Raw genomic sequence first — 22,458 nt, forward strand, 5'->3', positions numbered from 1 at the left:
ATACCTTGGAAAAGATCATCGTCCGTGGCGGAAAACGGTTGAGCGGCACCGTGAAAGTGGAAGGAGCGAAAAATGCCGTTTTGCCTGTAATCGCCGCAACGCTATTAGCCAGTAAAGGAAAAAGTATTATTCATGATGTGCCTGCTCTTTCCGATGTATATACAATCAGCGAAGTGTTGCGCTATTTAGGTGCAGATGTAAAAAGAGAAGGAAATACCATCACTGTCGACGCGTCACAAGATTTAAAGCTGGAAGCGCCGTTTGAATATGTGCGAAAAATGCGGGCTTCCGTTCTTGTGATGGGGTCGCTGCTTGCCCGGAACGGCCGAGCCCGCGTCGCGCTGCCTGGAGGCTGTGCGATCGGTTCGCGCCCGATTGACCAGCATTTAAAAGGATTTGAAGCGATGGGTGCCTCCGTGAAAGTCGGCAACGGATTTATTGACGCCGAGGTAAAAGGAAAATTGCGCGGCGCGAAAATTTATTTAGATTTTCCTAGCGTTGGAGCAACGGAAAATATTATGATGGCGGCGGTTTTGGCGGAAGGCACCACCGTCATTGAAAATTGCGCGAAAGAACCGGAAATCGTCGATTTAGCCAACTTTTTAAACGCGATGGGGGCGAAAGTGCGCGGGGCTGGGACCGGCACGATTCGCATCGAAGGAGTAGATGAGTTAACCGGAACCACTCATACTGTCATTCCTGATCGCATTGAAGCAGGCACGTTTATGGTCGCGGCGGCCATTACGGGAGGAAATGTCTTCATACAAGGTGCTGTTCCTGAACATTTAAGTTCTTTGATTGCCAAAATGGAAGAAATGGGTGTCACCATTATCGAAGAAGAAAACGGATTGCGGGTCATCGGCCCGGAAAAATTAAAAGCGGTGGATATAAAAACGATGCCGTATCCAGGGTTTCCGACTGATATGCAATCACAAATGATGGCGCTGTTGTTAAAAGCGGAAGGAACGAGCATGGTGACAGAGACGGTGTTTGAAAACCGTTTTATGCATGTCGAGGAATTTCGCCGCATGAACGCGGATATAAAAATTGAGGGCCGTTCTGTCATTATTAACGGTCCTTGTAATTTGCAAGGCGCGGAAGTGGCCGCGACGGATTTGCGGGCCGCGGCGGCGTTGATTTTAGCTGGCTTGGCGGCGGAAGGCTACACGCGCGTGACCGAACTCAGACATCTCGACCGCGGATATGTCCGCTTTCATGAAAAATTGGCGGCGCTCGGTGCTGACATTGTGCGCGTCAATGACGAAAGCGAAACGGCGGTGGAGAGTGTTAAAGTGAAAGATCTCAACATATAAGAATAAAAACGACCGTCAGCTACATACGTAGTGAATGGTCGTTTTTATTTTTTTGACATTCGGGAAGCCATGATCCGAGTATGCCCATGCGCTCATTTTCTCGCCTCATAGCATATTATAAAAGAGCGAATAAAAAGAAGTTGTCATATATACTTGTCCGAGCCCATAACTATATAACGAACAAAAACACAAACAAAGTGTCCCTAATTGCCATATGCGACTGAGCCTAGACGGGAACGGATTTCCGCTTGTGCTTGAAAAATGAATATTGGAGGTATAAGCAGTTTGTTAAACATCTATAAAAATGCATAAAATCATGTAAATATCTCCTGTTATTGAACGCAAAGCGGAACGAATCGCAGGAATTGACATCCATATTGACCGCATCGCCGTAAGCATCGTTTCGAAACAAGGAAACTTCATTAAGTCGAAAGTGTTTTACTGTCATGAGCTCGAATATGTGCGGGCGAATAAACGAAACAACATCATTGGTGAAACAGTGCGCGATGTGTACGATTGGTTGCTTCAAGAAAATGTGGGCGCAGTGGCCATCGAAAACATTCAACTAAGACAGCAGCACGATACGGACAAACGATTCAATCGCTTGACACACCATTTCAAAAAGAAAAAGCTGACAGAAACAATCCTTCGTCGGGGCTTAAGACCGGGCTTTTGTATCAAAAAGGTGAATCCGGCATACACAAGCGTCATCGGGCGGTTCAAGTATATGAAAAAGTATGGGTTATCCGTCCATGAAAGTGCCGCATTTGTCATTGGCAGACGGGGATTAGGGTATCGTGAACAGTTGCCAAAAGAACTCATTCACATCATAAAAACGAAAGTGAAGCGCCATTTGATTGCTGTGTTAGGGTCGATGGAAGAATCCTACAAGCAATCGAAAAGCGGCAAGAAACAACGCCAATATATCGCGATGATGTTATACAAAATCGAGAATTTCAAACAAGAGCATGAATGGTCATTATGGAACATATTGCACAAATGTTGTTGGCTGAACCAGTACCAAATTCAACTAAAGGAGGGGTAGACCTGGTTGCTAAAATCGTTGTCGTGTACTGACCGATAGAAGGAATGGTGCACGACAGGCGCCGTCGCTAACAGCGATCCACGGGCTGTCTTTCACAGTAGGTGAATGACAAGGGAAATTCCCTTCCTGATGGAACTCAGGTGTTTCCTGGGCGGCAAGCGGTGTTTCCTGGTTCCATTGCGATGAATCGATTTTTATAGATTTTAGTAACCAGGCTCGGGCTATATGAAACGGATGAAACCACTTATCGCGCTTTTTTCTTTTTTATTTGTCGTCGTATTGCTCATTCCAACGGTATTAGTTGTTCCCTTCAACGACCGAGAAACGGGGAATTTGGCTGAAGAGCTTCGCGAGCGGGGGGCAGCGCAAAGCGCAAAAGCGACGGAAAACGGACCGGATGTGGAAGTGGCGGTATACCGCAGTAAAGAAAGGAGGATCGAGCAAATTCCGCTCGAACAATATGTCGTCGGCGTCGTCGCAGCGGAAATGCCGGCCGAATTTGAGATAGAAGCATTAAAAGCACAAGCGCTTACCGCCAGAACATACATTGTCAAACAATTATTAAACGATCAGCCAATCAGCATTCCAAAAGGGGCGAATGTAACCGATACCGTCATGCATCAAGTGTACTATAGCAATGATGAATTGAAACGTCTGTGGGGCAGCGACTATAAATGGAAAATAAAGAAGGTAACGGAAGCGGTGGAGGCGACACGCGGGCAAATTTTAACATACAGCAACCAGCCGATTGAAGCGTCGTTTTTTTCGACAAGCAACGGTTTTACCGAAAATTCCGAAGCGTATTGGGAAAACGAATTCCCGTATTTGAAAAGTGTCGCTAGCCCGTGGGATGAACAATCACCGAAATTTTACCACCGAAAAGTGATGCCGGTCGCTGAATTTGAACGAAAGCTGGGCATTCATCTTCCTAAAGACGGTTCTGTCGGTGTCATTCTGTCACGCACGCCGGGAAAACGCGTCAATATGGTGGAGATTAACGGGAAAAAAATAAAAGGAAGGGAAGTGCGTGAAAAATTAGGCTTAACATCAACCGATTTTTCATGGGTGCGGAAAGGCGATGAGATCATCATTACGACGAAAGGATACGGGCATGGCGTCGGCATGAGCCAATACGGGGCCAATTTTATGGCGAAACAAGGGAAGACGTATGACCAAATCGTCAAGTATTATTACCGGGGTGTCGAGATTTCCTCTGCGACCGCTTTTTTAAACCAGCTGACCGTGAAAAAATAGAGGCAAGCGCCTCTGTTTTTTTTTGGGTATAAAATAATGCGTTTTTTCAAAAAATAAACGAAAAAATTGTTTTTGCGTGTATATATTTTCCTCTTTCTGTTCAAAATGGTTGCTGAGGTGATGAACATGAAAGAGGAAGAAAAGAAACAAATTTCTCTAAAAAAACGAAGTTTGCATCGTTTGTTCAGAAAGCGTTGGGTATTTCCGGCGATTTATTTAACATGCGGCGCTCTCGTTTTGGCAGGAGCGTTTTGGTTCCAGCACAAGCAAGAGGAAAAACCGCGAAATGACGAGTACAAATACGGCGAAACGGGCATTTCGCGGCAAAACGATCCGGCCGTTCCAGTGAACGAAGCGGTGGAAAACATTGCGATGCCGGTTCTTGATCCAAATTCCGTGGAAATCCAAAAACCGTTCTACGATTACAACGCGTCCAAAGAAGAACAGGAAGCAGCTCTCGTCTTTTATGATCATACGTATCATCCAAACCGCGGAATCGATATTGTACGGAAAGACGGCAAAACGTTTGACGTCACCGCCGCATTGAGCGGAACGGTAACAAAAGCGGAAAAAGACCCGATTTTAGGCCATGTCGTCGAAATCGATCATGAAAACGGCGTTGTCACCGTTTACCAATCGCTTGCTGACGTGAAAGTGAAAGCTGGCGACGAGGTAAAACAAGGGGAAGTGATCGGAAAAGCGGGGCAAAGCCAATTTAACCAAGAAGCAGGCATTCACGCCCACTTTGAAATCCGCAAAGACGATAAGCCGGTCAACCCGATCGATTACATTGACAAACCGCTCACTGCCCTGACGAAGCAACAAGACGGAAAGGAAACCGAGACTGAACAAAACGATGCGGCGTCAACCGAGGAACAAACGAAAGAAAACGAACCATCTTCATCTGATGAACAAAGCCAGTTGAATGAAGAAGCACCGTCAACGGAGCAGTCCACCGATGAAGACGCAACGACGCCAAGCGATGAACAATCTTACAAAACGCCAGACGCCTCGATTGGCATGGCAAGAACGTGATAAACGCTCGCCTGTTTCCTCCTTGCTCGAAAAGGAAGGAAGCAGGCGATTTCTTTTTATGAAAAACAGAAAAGGAAAAACATTTCAAAAAGCGAATAAATAACGATAGAGGAACGAGCACAAGGAGGAATACAATTTGGACTATTTGCATTATCCGTATCCGTCGCGGCGGATGGTGACATTTGCGGCTAACGGCATGGTGGCGACCTCGCAGCCGCTGGCGGCGCAGGCTGGATTGGACATATTAAAAAAAGGTGGAAATGCGATAGATGCCGCGATTGCGACTGCCGCCTGCCTGACGGTCGTTGAACCGACCTCGAACGGCATCGGCGGCGACGCGTTTGCGATTGTCTGGACAAATGGCAAGCTGTATGGATTAAATGCCAGCGGCTATTCCCCAAAATCAATTTCGCTCGAAGCAGTAAAAGAACGGGGATATACCGAAATTCCCGAACACGGCTGGATTCCGGTTACCGTTCCCGGTGCGCCGGCCGCTTGGGCGGCGCTGTCGAAACGGTTCGGGAAGCTGCCGCTTACCGAAGTGCTTAAGCCGGCGATAGAATATGCGGAAAACGGTTATCCAGTGTCTCCGACGCTGGGGAAGTATTGGCAAGCGGCATTTCAAACGTACAAAAAAACGCTTAAGGGCCCGGAATTTGCCAGCTGGTTTGCGACGTTCGCGCCAAACGGGCGCGCGCCGAAAATCGGGGAAATATGGGCATCCAAAGCGCATGCTAAGACGCTCCGCTTCATCGCGGAAACGAACGCGGAAAGCTTTTACAGAGGGGAATTGGCGGAAAAAATCGCGGCGTACTCTAAACAATACAATGGTTTTTTAGATATCGACGATTTAGCGGAATACGAAGTGGAATGGGTCGAGCCGATTTCTGTTCATTACCGCGGTTATGACGTATGGGAAATTCCGCCGAACGGCCAAGGGCTTGTCGCGTTAATGGCGTTGAACATCATGAAAGGGTTTGCCGTTCCGGAAGCGCCGACGGCGGAGACATACCACCGGCAAATCGAAGCGATGAAACTGGCGTTTGCTGATGGACAGGCATATATCACGGATCGCAAGCATATGGAGCATCGTGTCGAGGAATTGCTGTCCGAGCCGTTTGCCGAAATGAGGCGGGCGCTGATTGGCGAAGAGGCATTGCTTCCAAAGCCGGGAACGCCGCCAAAAGGCGGCACGGTCTATTTGGCGGTAGCGGACGGCGACGGCAATATGGTGTCCTTCATTCAAAGCAATTACATGGGGTTTGGCTCGGGGCTGGTCGTGCCGGACACCGGCATCGCCCTGCAAAACCGCGGGCATAATTTCTCCTTTGACGAAAATCATGTCAACCGGTTGGCGCCGCGGAAAAAACCATACCATACGATCATTCCGGGATTTTTGACAAAAGGGAACGAGCCGGTCGGGCCGTTCGGCGTCATGGGCGGGTTTATGCAGCCGCAAGGGCATTTGCAAGTCGTAATGAACACGATCGACTTCCATCTCAATCCGCAAGCGGCACTCGATGCGCCAAGATGGCAATGGATAGAAGGTAAAAAGGTGCTCGTCGAACACCATTTTCCGCATCATATCGCCCAAGCGCTGGAACGAAAAGGACACGAAATCCATGTTTCCCTTGATTCGGGAACATTCGGACGCGGTCAAATCATTTGGCGCGATCCGAACACCGGAGTGCTCGTCGGCGGAACGGAACCGCGCACCGATGGGGCGATCGCGGCATGGTAAAGGGATAAAAAACAATGAATCCATTTCAACTATTTCATGTCGGCATTCTGGATATGGGGGAGGCCTGCCGGTGCCTCCCTTGTTGATTAAGAAGTCGGCGAATGGCATAAATAGGCGGGTGATCATGGGTGAATTTGGTGTGATCGCTGCCGGAGTTCTGAAAAACGACTGGCATAAATAGACGGGCGATCATGGGGCGCGGACGTATAAGCGCTGGCGCACGTCCCATCTTGGAGCAGTTGCGGCGAAGCTTGCGGCTATATTCGGATGCCGCAAAGAAGGGATGGGGGGTTTTGCGGCCACCGCGCTTTCGCTTGCGGCTTTGATTGTTTTTCTTCAACGGAAAGACCCGCCAGAGGCAAAGCGGGTGGCCAACTGCATATGCGGCTGCTGTTTGCCCGCGATGATGACGATTGGCCTTTTCGCGGCTCCTGCTGCGGCACACGCTGTTTCTGCTTGTGGCGGTCTTTCTGTTAATTGGGAAAAAACATCGCGATGACGTTATGGCATTATCGTTAGGCATTAAAAAACGAAACCTGCCTTGTTGGGAAAGACAGGTTTTTCATGTTTAATCCACCGTAAACGTTATCGCTGCTTTGGCGTTCGGCCAGTTTTTATCTTCAAGCCACCACTCAAGCTTGTACTTTCCTTTTGGCAAATGAGAAAATGTCTCCTGAAAAACAAGCGATTCTCCCTGTTTTAACAGGCGTTCTTCATAAATTTGCGTAAACATTTTTCCTTCGCTGAATTGTTTCACTTTTTCCCCGTCGCGGAACAAAATGTAGTCATATTTTTTTCCGCTCGTAAATGTCACCGTTAGCACACGCTCGGTTTGATTTTTAACTGTGAATGTAACTACGTAGTTGTTGCCTTTTTTCTCATAGGTTAACGACGGCTCAAGCGCCCTGGCGATCATTTCGCGCTCTGTTTGCGGTTTTGTTTGCGAAGTGTCGTCTTTTGCCTTTGGCTGCTCTCCGCTGTTTGAGGCAAACAGCATGCTAACGGCCGCCGCTCCCGCGATCATGCCCGCCAGCCCGAGCGTCTTTCCTTTTCCCATCATCGTTTCCCTCCTTTCCTTTATGTTTATTATAGCCGTTCCTTTTTCACCTTGTTATAAGAACGAAAAAATGATGAAAAATCCTTGTCCTCCTTGATATTTCTGGTATATATGCCCGATTTGTCTAATAAAATGTTACAAATTGAACAACAACGAGAGTGTTTGAGGTGGGGATCGTTCATGACGGCACGGACGCAAGTTCTAGATGTTTCCCAAATGCACAAGTAGAAGAAATTTTCATCATCCGCGAGGCGAGTCTCATTTCACACTCCTCACATCCAACTTAGGGAGGGCGAGTGGTGTGCACGATTACATCAAAGAGCGTACGATCAAGATAGGAAAGTACATCGTGGAGACGAGGAAAACCGTTCGCGTGATCGCGAAAGAATTTGGCGTTTCCAAAAGTACGGTTCATAAAGATTTGACAGAGCGGCTTCCGGAAATTAATCCGGAACTGGCGCAGGAAGTCAAACAAATTCTCGATTATCATAAATCGATTCGCCATTTGCGCGGCGGAGAAGCGACAAAGAAAAAATATAAAAAACAAGCCATCAAAAATAACTAAGTTTTCTTCCTTGCGTCACACCTTCGTCGCAAAAATAGTATCATTCCCTTAACGCGATATGGTAAAATAATCAAATAGGAATGATTCGTTAGTAGTGGTTAACAGGAACGATTCGAGGGTAGAGGCAAGGAGGATTATATATGTTTTCGAGGGATATTGGAATTGATCTTGGCACGGCGAACGTACTCATTTTCGTTAAGGGAAAGGGAATCGTGTTAAATGAACCGTCTGTCGTCGCTATTGACAAAAATACGAATAAAGTGCTGGCTGTCGGCGAAGAAGCGAGGCGAATGGTAGGGCGTACTCCTGGGAATATCGTTGCCATTCGGCCGCTCAAAGACGGGGTAATCGCCGATTTCGACATCACGGAAGCAATGTTGAAACATTTTTTAAGCAAGCTTGACGTCAAAGGATTTTTCGCCAAACCGCGCATTTTAATTTGCTGCCCGACGAATACGACGTCCGTTGAACGGAAAGCGATAAAAGAGGCAGCGGAAAAAAGCGGCGGCAAAAAAGTATACTTGGAAGAAGAGCCGAAAGTGGCGGCCATTGGCGCCGGGATGGACATTTTCCAGCCGTGCGGGAACATGGTGGTCGATATTGGCGGTGGCACAACGGATGTTGCGGTCCTCTCGATGGGGGACATCGTCACCGCCTCCTCCATTAAAATGGCCGGGGATAAGTTTGACATGGAAATTTTAAATTACATTAAGCGGGAATATAAGCTTTTAATCGGAGAACGGACTGCGGAAGAAATCAAAATTAAAGTTGCAACTGTATTCCCAGGCGCACGCGATGAGGAAATTGATATTCGGGGCCGCGATCTTGTCACAGGCCTGCCGCGCACGATCACGGTCCGTTCTGCGGAAATTGAAAAGGCGCTGCGTGAATCGGTTGCGATGATTGTACAAGCTGCCAAAAGCGTATTGGAGCGCACTCCGCCGGAATTGTCGGCAGATATTATCGACCGCGGCGTCATTTTAACCGGCGGCGGCGCGTTGCTGCATGGCATTGATCAATTGCTTGCCGAAGAACTGAAAGTGCCGGTATTGATTGCGGAAAACCCAATGGACTGCGTTGCGCTTGGAACAGGAATGATGCTGGAGAACATTGATCGCGCGCCAAAGCAAAATTTGGTGTAGCTTTATCCATGAACAGAGCGGATGGATGGCGGGAAAGCGCTTGTTCGTTTTTTCCCCGCGACCTTATAATATAAAATCAGTTGCGTGATCATAAGTGAGGTGACCGCCCTTGTTGCGAGGTTTTTATACGGCGGCCAGCGGCATGATGGCCCAGCAGCGCCGCGTCGAGATGCTGACAAACAATATCGCTAACGCCAATACGCCTGGATATAAAGCCGACCAAGCGGCGTTGCGCGCATTTCCGGAATTGTTTCTTTCCCGTTTGGAGGAAACAACTGTACCGACGAAAGAAGCACCGCGTTCGTTTCCGTTCAATGCGGCGGTTGGCCCGATCAATACCGGTGTCTATATGCAAGAACTCATTCCGGATTTCCGCCAAGGGGACATCAAAGAAACGGGGCGGCCGACCGACATTGCCCTTATTAACGGTGCGCTCCCGGCCGCTGGGGGAACGCTGTTTTTCGTTGTGCAAAACGAAAACGGTGACATCCGCTATACGAGAAACGGCAATTTTACCGTGAATCCGCAAGGCTTTTTAACGACCAATGACGGATGGTACGTGTTGGATGAAAACGGACAACGCATCGCGCTGCCAAGCGAGGATTTCACCGTGAACGCCGACGGAACGATCGTTGCGGGCAATGCCCGCATCGCCAGAATCAACATCGCTTTTGCGGCGAATCCGAACACGCTCGTCAAAGAAGGCAACGGCCTATTCCGCAGCGAGGCCGGCATGCTGCCGAGCGCGCTGAACAATCCTAACGTTACGTACACGTTCAAACAAGGCTTTGTGGAACGATCCAACGTCGATCTTAACCGCGCGATGACGGAAATGCTCTCTGCCTACCGCGCTTTTGAAGCAAACCAAAAAATTGTACAAGCGTATGATAAAAGCATGGAAAAGGCCGTGAACGAAATCGGCCGCCTCAAATAACGAGTAGGGGGATATGCACGTGTTACGTTCAATGATCACCGCCGCCAATACGATGGCGCAGCTCCAGCAGCAGCTCGATGTCATTAGCAACAACATCGCCAACAGCAACACGGCCGGATTCAAGCGGCGTGAAACGAGCTTCGGCGAGCTGCTTGCGCAACAATTTGCGAATTTGCCGCAGGACGAGGCGCCCCGCCTTACTCCAAACGGCTTGCGGTACGGCGTCGGGGCGCGCCTCGCCGAAACAAACATCGTATTAAAGCAAGGGGCGATCATGCAAACAGACCGTCCTTTAGATGTCGCGCTGACGAAAGAAGGGCAGTTTTTCCGCGTGCTTATCCAAGGGGAAAACGGCACGCAAGAAATTGGTTACACAAGAGCCGGCGCGTTTTATTTGACCCCGTCTGCTGGAAATCAAAATGTGCTCATGCTTGTCACAAGTGACGGCAATCCAGTGCTTGACGAAAACAATGCGCCGATTTGGCTCCCTAATGGCTATAAAGACATCGAGATTTCCGATAACGGCACGATTACCGCTACCGCTCCCGACGGACGCATCATGAGAAGAGTGAACATCGGCGTGACGTCGATATTGCGCCCGCAGTTGCTGCAGTCGGCCGGCAATAATATATGGACGCTTCCGGATTTTAACGCGCTGAATGTCAATGCGGCCGATGTGGCGGTAAACATGACCGGCAATTTGCGCGCTCAAATCGGCATGACGCAAGGTGCGCTTGAGCAGTCGAATGTCGATCTTGGCACAGAGCTGACCGACATGATGATCACCGAGCGTTCGTACCAGCTTAACGCCCGCTCGATCTCGATTTCCGACCAAATGCTCGGTTTAATTAACGGAATCCGTTCATCGTAAGGGGACGCTTTATATGGATGAACAGCAACAGCACCGGGAGGAAAAAGAACATAACAAGGAAAAAGCGGGGACCGCGCGCCGCCGCAAATTTCAGCGCACCCGCCTTATTCCGATTTGGCTCCGTCTTCTTATTGTTTTCGCGTTAATGGCCGCAAGCCTCGCCACCGGCTTGGCGATCGGCTACGGCGTGATCGGTGACGGAAAGCCGCGCGACGTTTTTAAACGCTCCACATGGCAGCACATCATTGACTTTGTCGAGAAAAAATAACACGGCAAGCACGGAAAGGAGACGATTTATGCTTGATAGCCAACAAATTCAGGAGATCATCCCGCACCGCTATCCGTTTTTATTAGTTGACCGTATTCTCGAAATAGAAGACGGAAAGCGCGCCGTCGGCATCAAAAACGTGAGCGTCAATGAGCCGTTTTTCGTCGGGCATTTTCCTGGGTATCCCGTCATGCCCGGCGTCTTAATCGTTGAAGCATTGGCACAAGTCGGCGCCGTTGCGATGCTGAAAAAGGAGGAAAACCGCGGCCGTCTCGCTTTTTTCGCCGGCATCGACAGCTGCCGCTTTAAAAAGCAAGTGAAACCGGGCGACCAGCTCCGCCTTGAAGTCGAAATCATCCGCGCTAAAGGTGCTGTCGGCAAAGGAAAAGGGGTCGCCACCGTTGACGGCGAACTCGTCTGCGAAGCGGAAATCATGTTCGCACTTGGTGACAAAAAAGAGGAATAACTGAAGGTGTCCCGCAAGCTTTGGGACACCCTTTTTCATTGCAATCCGGCATCCTTTTGTGGAAGCGAAAGGAAGGGGAGCAGGTGCTAAAACAGATTCTCCGCTAACGAAAAAATGCGGCTAGGCATGCCCGAAACCAAACCGGAATCCAATGCCCGCGGAATGGCGCGCACTGCCGCAAAACTTAGGAAAGGCAAAACTGCCAGCAAGCTTTTGTCGTGCCTTGTCGATTGGTTCCTTATTTTACTATATAATGATATGAAGATATCCGCGGGAATATAGAGCTGCAGCCAGATGATGGGCCCCTCCGTATCGTTTTTCTCACGCAAAAAAGAAAATGCATGATCTTGCATAAAATTTTCCTTTCCGGGAAACATAAGCAAGGACCGGTCTTTACATAAGGCCACTAATTTTACGGAAAGGAGAAAAAACAATGACGAAGAAAAAATGGCTTTTGCTTAAGTTGTTCGGCGCTTTTGTCGCGATTGTCGTCGCGACAGGCTGCAACGCTAATAACAACGACGACAACCAAAATCCGCCGCCGCCAAATAATAACGTCGATCAAAACGACATCAACGATCAAGATATGAATCCGGCGGATGACATCAATCAAAACGATGATGCCGACAACGATGTGAACAATAACGGCGACCTCAATGACAATGAAGACGATCGGCTGGCGCCGGGCGACGACACTAACAATGGGCCTGGCGACGATGAAAACGACGCCGTTCCTGACCGCGAAGATCCGATCGAGGATCCGCAAGACGCAAACGACAGAGATAACAAAGACGAATAATGCAACAAGGCTGCCTGCAACCATGCTGGCAGCCTTGTTATATTGGCAAAAACAGATTCATGTAACTTCATAGAAATTTGAGCACAATGATTGGAATAGTCTGGCTAATTACTTGCTAAACAATCCACTTCTTTTTCTGGCAAGATGTGTTTGGTCACGATGTTGTTGTCAGTTCCAAATGCTCTTTTAATTTGTTTGAAACGGCGATTCTCTCTTCTTCCGGGACAAGCAAATAATAAGTTCCGTCAATCATTTTCCCTTTTCCAGTAATATGAAGCTGCTCGATATGGTGGCGCGCTTCTTTGTAGTTGGCTTGAATTTCTTTCATTTCATCAAATGTCAAATTCGTTTTCATATTTTTCCCGATCGACGCCAATACATCATTGTAATTAGTCAGCGACGAAAAGCTTGCCCCTTTTTCAATGATGCCTTGAATAATTTGTTTCTGGCGATCCTGACGGCCAAAATCACCGCGCGGATCATCGTAGCGCATGCGCGAATATTTCAGCGCTTTTTCCCCGTCGAGCGTGATTTTTCCTTTTGGAAAATGCGTTCCTTCATACGTAAATGCGAACGGGTTGTCCACGGTTACGCCGCCGACGGCATCGACGATATCACGGAAGCTTTCCATATTGACTTTAATATAATAGTCAATCGGAATGTCTAAAAAATGCTCGACGGTCGCCATCGTCATTTCCACACCGCCAAACGTGTACGAATGGTTGATTTTGTCCTTCGTCCCTTTTCCGATAATTTCCGTGCGTGTATCGCGCGGGACACTGACCATTTCCACTGACTTCTTCTTCGGATTGACTGTCATGACGATTAGCGAATCGGCGCGGCCGCGGTCCCCTTTCCGCTCATCGACGCCGATAAGCAAAATCGAAATCGGCGTTTTTTCCTTGAACGATACTTCGTCGTCCCGCTTCTCTGACTTCCAGTTGACGTTTTCATGCATGTGCTTTGCCGTTTGTTTCACGTTGTGGTAAACGGAATATGCGAATATTCCGGCGCCGACGAGAAGAACGGCGGCGATCCCGCCAATCCAGCGGAGCCATCTTTTCTTTTTTCGACGTTTCGTTCTCATGCACAACCTTCCTTTGGTTATATAATTCGACGGACTATTAAGATTATAGAGTGTTTTTCCATGCAGTACAACAGAAAGAAAAAGGAAGCTAGAAATTTTCGGCAGTAAACTGGCGATAACCAAATTTTTCGGCAAAATCCAACAAAAAATGTCGATTGCTAGAAACCATTGACCTATGCTAACATAATATATGTTTAGAATTTTGAATAGAGCATAAGGAAGGGTTGGCGATGATCGATATACATAGCCATATTTTGCCGGGTGTCGATGACGGTGCGCAAACGGTTGCTGACGCCATTGCGATGGCGCGTGAAGCGGTAAAAGAAGGGATTGCGACGATCATCGCGACTCCCCATTATAAAAACGGAAAATACGACAATGAGAAACAGTCGATTATGGCGGCCGTAACGCGGTTCAACGAAACGATCAAACAGCACAAAATCCCGCTTACTGTATTGCCGGGCCAGGAAATCCGCATTCATGGCGACTTGCAGGAAAGTTTCGAAAAAGGGGAAGTATTGCCAATAGCCGGAGACAGCCAGTATTTGTTAATCGAATTTCCGTTTGACCACGTGCCGCGCTACGCTGATCGGCTGTTATTTGATTTGCAATTGAAAGGTCTTATTCCGGTTATTGCGCATCCGGAACGAAATGCGGAAATTATCGAAAATCCTGATCGGCTTTATGAGCTTGTCAAAAAAGGCGTATTGACGCAATTGACAGCCGCAAGTGTATCGGGGCATTTCGGCAAAAACATCAAAAAATTTTCCTTGCAGCTGATCGAAGCCAATTTGGCGCATTTCATTGCTTCCGATGCACACAATACGACAAGCCGTCCGTTCCGCCTGCGGGAAGCGTATGATGTCATTGACCACGAATTCGGCATCAACGCCGTCTATTTCTTTCAAGAAAACGCTGAGCTTCTTCTCAACGGGCAGGCGGTTTACCGCGAAGAGCCGGAACGCATAAAAAGGAAAAAATTTTTAGGTTTATTCTAATATGTTTTATGATAATATCTCGTTGTCATAAAACATATTTTTTTTCTAATTTTACAAACAGCGGCGAAAATGAGTTGAGGAGGAAGAAGGGCATTCGGTGGCGGCGTGTTAACAGCAGAAAAATGATGGAATAAAACGGTGTCGGTTACATACTATTTCCAGTGATGTCTAGCCTCGGCGCCTAGCTCCCTTGTGCGAAATAACCTTCGCCCTTGAAGTGCAAGCACTTCCACAAGTGAAGAACATTTCGCTTCGGGAGAGCCAGGATGGCGACATTTCGCCGTTGCCCGCAGGATGCGGGCCGCTTTTAGGCGAAATTGGGGCGCCTCGGCTTTTCGGTGATGTCTCCTTACCGTTATCAATGGAGGCACTCGGCCATGCCGTGGGTGGGGATGATGACGGTCCTGCCATCTTAGACGATAGTCGGCGAGATGTAGTGTGAGGGCGGGTTAGAGGCCCGGTGTTCATCTATTTTGAAAAAATGAAAGATTATTTGCTGCGGTACTGCAATGGAACTCGTGGGAGAGAATGAAGGACTCATCTTAAACACCTCCCGCGCCCCTTTTTCTTAAAAGACAAAAGAAGTGGATTAGTCGTTCACTGCTCCGGTGAAGTGGTTGTTTTTTTGCTTCTATATACCTCTTTTTGAATATGTTATAATAATATAATTGAAGGAAAATGGAAGAGAAGGTGTGACATGAGTCAAGAGTTATCGGAACTGCGCCGTTTTGTCTTGTAAAGAAGAATTGCGGTTATTGCACGGGCATATGGATGAGTTAAGCAAAATGAAGCAACGATGTCGGACAAATGGAGAAGGATGTGGCCAGGTTGCAGCAAGTCCAGCATTAACGAGATCTCTCGGCATCACAGCGATGGGGCCCAGCTTCCATAAGGTTACAACAAGACGTTACGTATCTGCAAGAAGGACAGCGTGCGTTACAGTGCGATGTAGCATGCACATCGGCCAACAGAAATTAGAACATGATGTGGCTGGCATAAGGCAAGTGTTCGGAAATGTGAAGCGGACGCAAGAAAAAATCATTGAAGAACTTCTTCGCATCTCAGCAAACAATCAAGCGCGTTGCAGATCTTACAAATATGAAACAGTCTGCCGATGGAACTGCCACGTATTTACAAAGACGGACAGATGTCATATTCGATAAAATGATTGAATATAAAAGGAAAGGTTTTAAACTTAACATCCCATTTGCGAAATGGCGTCCCAGCAAAAGGGCTATTTTTATATGATGTGCTTCGACGTATGTTCTATTGCCAATAGCCCATACGTCGGCGCGTATCACAAAATTTGAGAAGAAAAGAGGGATTTCCGTGAAAAAAGTGCGCAAAGCGATCATCCCGGCGGCGGGGCTCGGAACAAGATTTTTGCCAGCAACGAAAGCGATGCCGAAAGAAATGCTCCCGATCGTCGATAAGCCAACGATTCAATACATTGTCGAAGAAGCGATTGCCTCTGGCATTGAAGATATTATCATCGTCACAGGAAAAGGAAAACGCGCAATCGAAGACCATTTCGATAACGCGTTTGAATTGGAACAGCTCTTAAAGCAAAAAGGAAAACTGGATTTGCTCGAAAAGGTGAAAGAGCCATCGAAAGTCGATATTCACTACATCCGCCAAAAAGAACCGAAAGGACTTGGCCACGCCGTTTGGTGTGCGCGCAATTTCATTGGCGATGAACCGTTCGCTGTCCTTTTGGGCGATGACATCGTTCAAGCGGAAACACCATGTTTAAAACAGCTGATCGATCAATACGAACAAACATTCAGCTCGGTCATCGGTGTCAAACGGGTTCCAGATGAAGAAACACACCGCTACGGCATTATCGATCCGCTCGAACAACAAGGACGCCGCTACCAAGTCCGCCAATTTGTCGAAAAACCAGCGCCAGGCACCGCTCCGTCCAACTTGGCAATTATGGGAAGATACATACTGACACCGGAAATCTTTCTATTCCTTGAAAAACAAGAAGCCGGCGCCGGCGGCGAAATCCAGCTCACTGACGCGATCCAAAAGCTGAACGAAATCCAGCGCGTCTTCGCCTACGAATTCGAAGGCAAGCGTTATGATGTCGGAGAAAAGATCGGATTTATCAAAACGACGATTGAGTTTGCGTTACAGTATGAGGAATTAAGAGACGACCTTATTCAATTTATGAAGGAAATATTAAATGATGTGAAAATGGAAGGGAAATAAAGAGGATGATGAAAAATTAGCGAAGTCAGAGGGACGCGGCTGTTGAAGTTGCTTGTCATCTCGAATGGTTCTTGGTACGTGGTTGTGCTTGGCAACGAACCAAATCGGGAAAGGCGTATTAGCAGACGATACAGTAAATGTGCATTTGGTCTAGACATTCCTGTGACAGCATCGGTGCCAACGATCTTATCATCGCAGCGAGCCCGGACAGAATCTTGGTTGCCGATAAAGCTTCCAGTCCAAAAATTAAAGATTTAATTAACGGTTTTCATCGGTCGCCGATGGTGGAAAAAGATTGATAACTTATCGACCGGTCACCGCTATTTAGATGGATGACCGCACGGTATTTGTTCAAAGGGATTTAGGGAACAAAGCGGATCTTGAACCGATTTTTGAAAAATACCCGATTCAAGCCGTCATGCATTTTACGGCGAACTGCCTTAGGTCGGCAAATCAGTGGTTAATCCTATACCGACCGCCGCCCGGGCGACCCGGCGCGCCTTGCCGCTTCCTTGCAAAAAATTTATGAAGAACTTGGCTGGAAAGCGGAACATTCGCTGGGACAGAGATCATCGAAAGCGTGTGGAAATGGCATAAATACAGAACCTCCAGTTGAACAAGTTTCAACAGGAGGCATTTTTCTGTCACCGCATGTCGCTTTATGTTAGGTTTATTCGGCGCTGCCGAAACCCTTCCAATTCCGAATTTCAGTGTCTCCAATGGTTTCTTTCGCTTCTTGTCTTGACGTTCAAATTTATTCGAACTATACACCAACACATAGCGCTGACACGCCTTGCTGATCTCTTTGGCATATAAATTTTCTCAAACTTGGTGGTATCAGCTGCGACAATTCATCACTTCTTCCGTATCATCCTTTCTGGACCGCATTCTCCACACATGATATAATGTCCGCCCAGTTTTAAGTTTTGCTGGCTACACATTCCACTCATAAATCGCTTTTAAATTTACTTTGTTATCAGAATCCAATATTTCATGAGGAATCATATATTTTTGTCCAGCGATGGTAACCAAATAGTCCACACCATAACCGGAACTATACGAATCATTAAGTTCATATATACTGTTTATAATGAGATGATTATCTCTAATTTCGTAAGTTGGGTTGGTTACTTGATATCTGACGATCCTCTTTAATCTTAGTCCTGACGAAATGTTTTCTAATCCTGTATGGCCAAACTCATCAGACAACTTATGAATATGTCCTTTTAAATTGTCATATAATGTTCTTCTCAATCCAGCAGAATATTTTTCATTTAACACAACGGGATCAATAAAATCTAGTACCAATGTGTAAAGAAGTTCAAGTCCTGGCTTGTTAATTTCCAATTCATAATTAGTGTTTCCAAAGGAATATGAAACATTAATAACATTATCGTTAATTGTTATTGCATTCATTGAATGAACTGAAGCATTTCTTAAGATTTTAAATATCCGAAATATCTGACTTAAAATGATTAAATTGTCATCTGTTTTTGGAATTTTTTGATACTTCTTACGAGATGTTCACCGTGGTGCTTCATTTTATAAGATTCCTATTTAATCAAATCATATTTTTGCTTTGTCCATTATTGGACGTATTGTAAAACGCATAATGAATGCATAAATGCATATAAAAATCTACCAACTTGGAAATTATATGAAGTTACAATAATCACAAAAAACTTCCTACAGTATATAGATCGCAATGATGATAATTGTCTCTTTGTTTTAATAAATACCGATTGCGGTGCTGCAAGTGTTTGTGATCACGATTGTTAAAATGGCGGTATACTGTTTTTGAATTTTGACCTTGCTTGTTGAAAATAAAAGTGCTCTTGCATAGAACTGAAGGATCGCGCTTTCCTTTTAAAGGACTGTTCCATGCAAGAGTTATTTATATCCCCTGATCTTTATCTAACACTGCGGGTATTATAATAGAACCCGCGCTGGTCACTCAGCATGTTGGTATCAAGGACTTTAGCGATTGTGCAAACCGCCGAATTCCCTCGGGAATAGATTTTGTTTCTACTCGGCCGTAGGTAAAACGTATATATTTATCATCCGATCCTAATGTGCTTCCAGGTGCAAAAACGACGCCTCTTTTTAGAGACTCTTTGAACAGCAGGTTTTCATCTATCTCCTCATCATTTAATTTACACCACAAATGTATGCCTCCTTCTGGAACAAAAAAGCTGATTATTCCTTTCAGTTCATTCTCTAATGATTGTACCGTCAAGTCCCTTTTTATTTTCAGCCCTTCCCGCAAACGCCTGATGTGTTCATCAAAATGCTTGGAACTTAACAGCTTTGCGGCAATTAATTGCGGAAGATTAGGATGGCTGAAATCAAATTGTTGCTTGACGTCAGCTAAATGGTTAATAACGGTTTGCGGCCCCAAAATCCAACCGATCCGAAGGCCGGAAGCGATAATTTTGGTCAATGAACTAACATAGAGAACCAACCCTTCCTTATCCATCGATTTCATGCTGTCGATAATTGCGCCATCATAACCGATAATGCTGTACGGATCGTCTTCAACAATGGCAATACCAAATTTTGAGCATATTTCAAGTATTCTGCGCCGTCTTTCAAGATCAAGTGTCGTTCCTGTAGGATTTTGGTAAGTGGGATTCAGAAATAACATCTTGAGGCGGTGTCGTTTGTGCAGTGCGATGATCTGATCCGGGTCAATTCCTTCGTTTTGTACTGGCAACAAATGCGTATTTAATCCTTCAGAATGGAAAATCGGAAGCGAAAAGGCATACGAAGGATCTTCAATGGCCACTGCGTCTCCAGGTTTAAGCAAGCCCCGGATAATGAGATGAATGGCCTGTTGAGCTCCGGACGTAATCAAAATGGAAGAAGGAGTAGATTCGATATTTCAATGAGGCAAGAGAAAGAAATATTCCAATTCATTTCCATACAAGTCTAGGTGGAAATTCAGATATCACCAATTTTTTTGAGATGATTAAACGTTACGGCAAAGATCTTAAAATCCACTTGGTGCATATGGGGGGAGGGGTGAGTGGTCACATCCGGCTTATTTCCCAATGGAGAGATCTCATTGAAGGCGGGTACCAAGTCTATATTGATTCAAGTTGGGCCATTGGTTTTGCCGTGCGTAAACTGTTGAAGGAAATAGATCAAACAGGAATCGGTGTTGATCGCTTTTTATTCGGTTGTGATGAGCCTTGGAGCGATTATGAAGGTGAATTTTGGAAAATTCAAGGTGCCCCAATCTCTGATGAAATTAAAGAACGGGTTTTTTGGGCGAACGCAGAAGAACAGTATTTTAGCAAGTTGGTCTAAGAGATCTAATGCTTTTTCGCCATAAATTATTTTTTAAAATGAAATGATTATTTGGGAGGTTATGAAAATGGCAAATTTAAATGAAAATGAAATGAAGTCCCTAAATGAAATTCCGCATCCGAGTTTACCGGAAGGAACGAAATTGTATGGAGATACGAAAGTCTTCCCTGACTACAAAGCAAACCCTGGAGAGAAGCTTTTAGTTTTAGTGCATGGTATTGCCCATGAATCTTCCTTAGCTTACGTGGCAATCTTGCAAGCTATTCGTGCCCAGCGCAAAGGATTTGAAACAGCTATCTATTTATACGGAACAGGAGCCATTAACGCTACAGCTACCCGGGGCTTTCCAACGGTCGGCAAATCGGCTTTTGGAGGGATGTTAAATATTAATGAAAGCTTGGCTACGTTTATCAAAGAAGGGGGCAAAGTTTATGTTTGCCGTTTTGGATTAGGGCTGCATGGCATTCGGGAAGAGGATTTGATCGGTGGAGGCGCTAGAAGAGGAAACGCTTGATACTTTTGATATTCATCACGCTCAGGATTGTATCAGTGCAAATAGTTTGTATCAATTAAGAGAGAAGGGGTTGATCCCCTTCTTCTGCCGGACTGTTCATCATTTAGATGATTTTACGAGTCCCGTTTTGGTTCAGTGTCAAAACCGTTCGGTTATTGAACCAGATGCTTTAATTACGGTCAGCCGTTATTGGCAAGATCGTTTGGAATCGATATATGGACGGACTTCGCAGGTGATTTATAACGGCGTTGAGCAACGGTTTTTTCAAGAGGAGGGAAACAGGAGACTGACATATGATCAGTATGAGTTAAAGGGAAAAACGGTCTTTCTGACGATCGGAGGGATTGAACCGAGGAAAAATACTTTGGGCATTTTGCGTGCCTATGCAAGGGTAAAAGAAATTATCCCGGAAAGTGTGCTTCTCATTGTCGGCGGGGATACGCTGTTTGATTACCAATATTATAGGAAATCTTTTTTTGAGGAATTGAGCCGTTTACTATCCTATGTGCAGAAAGGGGTACGAATTGTCGGGGCCGTTGATAATCAAACGTTATTTCACCTTTACCACATTGCTGATTGTTTTGTTCAACCTTCCATCAAGGAAGGATGGGGATTGGCAATTCTTGAAGCGATGGCTGTCGGTGTCCCGGTCATTGCCTCAGATATCCCGGTATTTCAGGAGTATTTAGTTGATTCTCATAATGCGTTATTGGCAAACCCTGAGGATGACGAGGCCATTGCCCGGCAGATGATCCGCGCAGTTAAAGAAAAAGATCTTGCCGAAATGCTTGTTTCGAACGGAAAGGCAACGGCTGGCCGATATACATGGATGGCTGCTGCTAGAGAACATATGAAGCTTTACAGGAGGATGATGAATCGTGGGCACGCTGCACTCTCTAATCCGTGAATTGCAAGATTACATCGGCATCACTCGAAAAAAGGCGATCCAATCGCCATTGAAAGCATTTCAAAATATATGGAATTTCGGTTCTACCTTGGATCCTATCGGAGATGATGCAGCGATTCTCGTCACAGGAAACGAGTACCTCCTTCTGGCTTGTGATGCCATTTATCCGCAGTTGGTAGCCGTTGAACCTTTCTGGGCCGGTTATTGCTCTGTCTTGGTGAGTGTCAATGTATCTATGCCATGGGGGGAAGGCCAACTGCTGCGGTTAATTTGTTGAGCGCTCCTGATGATAATATGTCAGAGACGATTGCTCAAGGTATGGCAGAGGCTTGCCGAAAGTATGGGGTTCCTATGGTCGGCGGGCATTATTTGCCGGAGGAAACAGCGGGAGTGGCAACGGCCATGGTCGGAAGAGCCACCCATCTATTGCGTTGTTTTCATGGCCGACCGGGTCAATGGCTGATGGTTGCGGTCGATCTGGAAGGCCGCCAGTTTAAGGATTATTTGCAGTGGGATAGCACGAGCTTCCGTACGCCGCAAGATCTCCAAAGCAAGCTGGCTGTTTTGCCAATGATTGCTGAGCTTCAGTTGGCTACTGCCGCCCGCGATATCAGCAACGCAGGGCTTATTGGAACATTAGCGATGTTGGCTGAAGCTTCAGAATGCGGTGCGCGAGTGGATCTGAACAGCATTCCTAAACCGTATAACGTAGATTTTTCCAAATGGATAAAAATGTTTCCTGGATATGGATTCATTTTGGCCGTTGATCCTGAGCATGCGGGCAAAGTTCAGGCGCTTTTCCAGAAAGAACAGATCACAGCGCAAGTCATTGGTGAATTAACAGAGGACCCGAACATTGTTCTTCATTCGGAAGAAGAGACAGCCGTTCTTTTCAACTGGTCCAGAGAATCATTAGTGGTAGGAGATTATGGAGGTTAG

23 protein-coding genes and 2 pseudogenes are annotated in these 22,458 nt (G+C 46.5%); 21 read left to right on the forward strand and 4 right to left on the reverse strand.

The annotated features are described in order from the left end of the window. Positions 1-5 precede the first annotated feature (5 nt). From murA to ggt, 5 genes are all read left to right on the forward strand, one after another. Positions 6-1,313 (forward strand): UDP-N-acetylglucosamine 1-carboxyvinyltransferase, encoded by a 1,308-nt coding sequence (gene murA / locus AOT13_RS03890; RefSeq protein WP_003253605.1) that lies wholly within the window; start codon positions 6-8, stop codon positions 1,311-1,313. Positions 1,314-1,773: 460 nt separating this feature from the next. Further along, complete coding sequence (locus tag AOT13_RS03895) at positions 1,774-2,358, forward strand: IS200/IS605 family accessory protein TnpB-related protein (RefSeq protein WP_232511559.1); 585 nt, start codon at positions 1,774-1,776, stop codon at positions 2,356-2,358. 225 nt (positions 2,359-2,583) lie between these two features. Further along, entirely contained in the window at positions 2,584-3,612 is a 1,029-nt protein-coding gene (gene spoIID, locus AOT13_RS03900; protein WP_003253601.1) for a stage II sporulation protein D, read from the forward strand. Positions 3,613-3,738: 126 nt separating this feature from the next. Next, on the forward strand, positions 3,739-4,647 hold the full coding sequence (gene spoIIQ, locus AOT13_RS03905; protein ID WP_003253599.1) for a stage II sporulation protein SpoIIQ: 909 nt from the start codon (positions 3,739-3,741) through the stop codon (positions 4,645-4,647). A gap of 136 nt (positions 4,648-4,783) precedes the next feature. Next, positions 4,784-6,388 (forward strand): gamma-glutamyltransferase, encoded by a 1,605-nt coding sequence (gene ggt / locus AOT13_RS03910; RefSeq protein ID WP_042384272.1) that lies wholly within the window; start codon positions 4,784-4,786, stop codon positions 6,386-6,388. A 568-nt stretch (positions 6,389-6,956) separates the two neighbouring features. Here ggt and AOT13_RS03920 read toward each other — a convergent pair. Continuing rightward, positions 6,957-7,445, reverse strand: a complete 489-nt coding sequence (locus AOT13_RS03920; RefSeq protein WP_042384267.1) for a BsuPI-related putative proteinase inhibitor — start codon at positions 7,443-7,445, stop codon at positions 6,957-6,959. Positions 7,446-7,746: 301 nt separating this feature from the next. Between AOT13_RS03920 and spoIIID the strand changes: the two genes are divergently transcribed. The 7 genes from spoIIID (at position 7,747) to AOT13_RS03960 (ending at position 12,490) form a co-directional block, all read left to right on the forward strand. Next, on the forward strand, positions 7,747-8,010 hold the full coding sequence (gene spoIIID, locus AOT13_RS03925) for a sporulation transcriptional regulator SpoIIID (RefSeq protein ID WP_003253595.1): 264 nt from the start codon (positions 7,747-7,749) through the stop codon (positions 8,008-8,010). Positions 8,011-8,150: 140 nt separating this feature from the next. After that, positions 8,151-9,152, forward strand: coding sequence for a rod shape-determining protein (gene mreB / locus AOT13_RS03930; RefSeq protein WP_003253593.1), 1,002 nt, complete (start codon positions 8,151-8,153; stop codon positions 9,150-9,152). 109 nt (positions 9,153-9,261) lie between these two features. Next, on the forward strand, positions 9,262-10,086 hold the full coding sequence (locus AOT13_RS03935; protein ID WP_003253591.1) for a flagellar hook-basal body protein: 825 nt from the start codon (positions 9,262-9,264) through the stop codon (positions 10,084-10,086). 19 nt (positions 10,087-10,105) lie between these two features. Further along, positions 10,106-10,957, forward strand: a complete 852-nt coding sequence (locus AOT13_RS03940) for a flagellar hook-basal body protein (RefSeq protein ID WP_041270145.1) — start codon at positions 10,106-10,108, stop codon at positions 10,955-10,957. Between the two features lie 13 nt (positions 10,958-10,970). Then, the gene (locus AOT13_RS03945) at positions 10,971-11,225 is read left to right on the forward strand and encodes a DNA-directed RNA polymerase subunit beta (protein ID WP_042384261.1); all 255 of its coding nucleotides are present in this window, start codon (positions 10,971-10,973) and stop codon (positions 11,223-11,225) included. 28 nt (positions 11,226-11,253) lie between these two features. Next, entirely contained in the window at positions 11,254-11,691 is a 438-nt protein-coding gene (gene fabZ / locus AOT13_RS03950; protein ID WP_003253584.1) for a 3-hydroxyacyl-ACP dehydratase FabZ, read from the forward strand. Between the two features lie 433 nt (positions 11,692-12,124). Then, positions 12,125-12,490, forward strand: coding sequence for a hypothetical protein (locus AOT13_RS03960; RefSeq protein ID WP_003253581.1), 366 nt, complete (start codon positions 12,125-12,127; stop codon positions 12,488-12,490). A 154-nt stretch (positions 12,491-12,644) separates the two neighbouring features. Here AOT13_RS03960 and tagU read toward each other — a convergent pair whose 3' ends face one another. Then, positions 12,645-13,577, reverse strand: coding sequence for a polyisoprenyl-teichoic acid--peptidoglycan teichoic acid transferase TagU (tagU, locus tag AOT13_RS03965; RefSeq protein WP_003253579.1), 933 nt, complete (start codon positions 13,575-13,577; stop codon positions 12,645-12,647). A 230-nt stretch (positions 13,578-13,807) separates the two neighbouring features. Between tagU and AOT13_RS03970 the strand changes: the two genes are divergently transcribed. The 4 genes and pseudogenes from AOT13_RS03970 to AOT13_RS20890 form a co-directional block, all read left to right on the forward strand. Then, on the forward strand, positions 13,808-14,575 hold the full coding sequence (locus AOT13_RS03970) for a tyrosine-protein phosphatase (RefSeq protein WP_003253578.1): 768 nt from the start codon (positions 13,808-13,810) through the stop codon (positions 14,573-14,575). A gap of 1,329 nt (positions 14,576-15,904) precedes the next feature. Beyond that, positions 15,905-16,789 (forward strand): UTP--glucose-1-phosphate uridylyltransferase GalU, encoded by an 885-nt coding sequence (gene galU / locus AOT13_RS03980; RefSeq protein ID WP_003253576.1) that lies wholly within the window; start codon positions 15,905-15,907, stop codon positions 16,787-16,789. Between the two features lie 70 nt (positions 16,790-16,859). After that, positions 16,860-17,082 (forward strand): annotated as a pseudogene (locus AOT13_RS19315) (sugar phosphate nucleotidyltransferase); the annotation flags it as partial. A gap of 1 nt (position 17,083) precedes the next feature. Continuing rightward, positions 17,084-17,260: pseudogene (locus AOT13_RS20890) on the forward strand (GDP-mannose 4,6-dehydratase); the annotation flags it as partial. A 462-nt stretch (positions 17,261-17,722) separates the two neighbouring features. Here the strand turns inward: AOT13_RS20890 and AOT13_RS03990 are convergent. Beyond that, positions 17,723-18,205 carry a hypothetical protein gene (locus AOT13_RS03990; RefSeq protein ID WP_003253574.1) on the reverse strand — a complete coding sequence of 161 codons (483 nt, stop codon included), beginning with the start codon at positions 18,203-18,205 and terminating at the stop codon, positions 17,723-17,725. A gap of 538 nt (positions 18,206-18,743) precedes the next feature. Then, positions 18,744-19,643, reverse strand: coding sequence for an aminotransferase-like domain-containing protein (locus AOT13_RS03995; RefSeq protein ID WP_072000115.1), 900 nt, complete (start codon positions 19,641-19,643; stop codon positions 18,744-18,746). A 56-nt stretch (positions 19,644-19,699) separates the two neighbouring features. On the opposite strand from AOT13_RS03995, the gene AOT13_RS04000 reads away from it, so the two are divergent. From AOT13_RS04000 to AOT13_RS20905, 5 genes are all read left to right on the forward strand, one after another. Further along, positions 19,700-20,098, forward strand: a complete 399-nt coding sequence (locus AOT13_RS04000) for an amidohydrolase family protein (protein WP_230457138.1) — start codon at positions 19,700-19,702, stop codon at positions 20,096-20,098. A gap of 67 nt (positions 20,099-20,165) precedes the next feature. Beyond that, positions 20,166-20,612 (forward strand): MSMEG_0572/Sll0783 family nitrogen starvation response protein, encoded by a 447-nt coding sequence (locus tag AOT13_RS04005; protein WP_013401822.1) that lies wholly within the window; start codon positions 20,166-20,168, stop codon positions 20,610-20,612. Then, a complete protein-coding gene (locus AOT13_RS04010; RefSeq protein WP_042384256.1) occupies positions 20,584-21,519 on the forward strand; it encodes an MSMEG_0565 family glycosyltransferase in 936 nt (311 codons plus the stop codon). The genes AOT13_RS04005 and AOT13_RS04010 overlap by 29 nt, the downstream gene beginning before the upstream one ends. Beyond that, positions 21,491-21,796 carry an AIR synthase family protein gene (locus tag AOT13_RS20895; protein ID WP_230457069.1) on the forward strand — a complete coding sequence of 102 codons (306 nt, stop codon included), beginning with the start codon at positions 21,491-21,493 and terminating at the stop codon, positions 21,794-21,796. The genes AOT13_RS04010 and AOT13_RS20895 overlap by 29 nt, the downstream gene beginning before the upstream one ends. Continuing rightward, complete coding sequence (locus AOT13_RS20905) at positions 21,760-22,458, forward strand: AIR synthase-related protein (RefSeq protein WP_324609762.1); 699 nt, start codon at positions 21,760-21,762, stop codon at positions 22,456-22,458. Before AOT13_RS20895 ends, AOT13_RS20905 begins: the two co-directional genes overlap by 37 nt.

This window comes from Parageobacillus thermoglucosidasius (genome assembly GCF_001295365.1).
Taxonomy (GTDB): Bacteria; Bacillota; Bacilli; order Bacillales; family Anoxybacillaceae; genus Parageobacillus; species Parageobacillus thermoglucosidasius.

What these genes read in the sequence shown, in the direction of transcription:
- AOT13_RS04005 (WP_013401822.1), top strand. Translation starts at nt 20,166, where the DNA reads ATGGCAAATTTAAATGAAAATGAAATGAAGTCCCTAAATGAAATTCCG.
- AOT13_RS03960 (WP_003253581.1), top strand. Translation starts at nt 12,125, where the DNA reads ATGACGAAGAAAAAATGGCTTTTGCTTAAGTTGTTCGGCGCTTTTGTC.
- AOT13_RS03920 (WP_042384267.1), bottom strand. Translation starts at nt 7,445, where the DNA reads ATGGGAAAAGGAAAGACGCTCGGGCTGGCGGGCATGATCGCGGGAGCG.
- spoIID (WP_003253601.1), top strand. Translation starts at nt 2,584, where the DNA reads ATGAAACGGATGAAACCACTTATCGCGCTTTTTTCTTTTTTATTTGTC.
- AOT13_RS03945 (WP_042384261.1), top strand. Translation starts at nt 10,971, where the DNA reads ATGGATGAACAGCAACAGCACCGGGAGGAAAAAGAACATAACAAGGAA.
- spoIIQ (WP_003253599.1), top strand. Translation starts at nt 3,739, where the DNA reads ATGAAAGAGGAAGAAAAGAAACAAATTTCTCTAAAAAAACGAAGTTTG.
- AOT13_RS03990 (WP_003253574.1), bottom strand. Translation starts at nt 18,205, where the DNA reads ATGAATGCAATAACAATTAACGATAATGTTATTAATGTTTCATATTCC.
- mreB (WP_003253593.1), top strand. Translation starts at nt 8,151, where the DNA reads ATGTTTTCGAGGGATATTGGAATTGATCTTGGCACGGCGAACGTACTC.
- tagU (WP_003253579.1), bottom strand. Translation starts at nt 13,577, where the DNA reads ATGAGAACGAAACGTCGAAAAAAGAAAAGATGGCTCCGCTGGATTGGC.
- AOT13_RS03970 (WP_003253578.1), top strand. Translation starts at nt 13,808, where the DNA reads ATGATCGATATACATAGCCATATTTTGCCGGGTGTCGATGACGGTGCG.
- fabZ (WP_003253584.1), top strand. Translation starts at nt 11,254, where the DNA reads ATGCTTGATAGCCAACAAATTCAGGAGATCATCCCGCACCGCTATCCG.
- AOT13_RS20905 (WP_324609762.1), top strand. Translation starts at nt 21,760, where the DNA reads ATGGGGGGAAGGCCAACTGCTGCGGTTAATTTGTTGAGCGCTCCTGAT.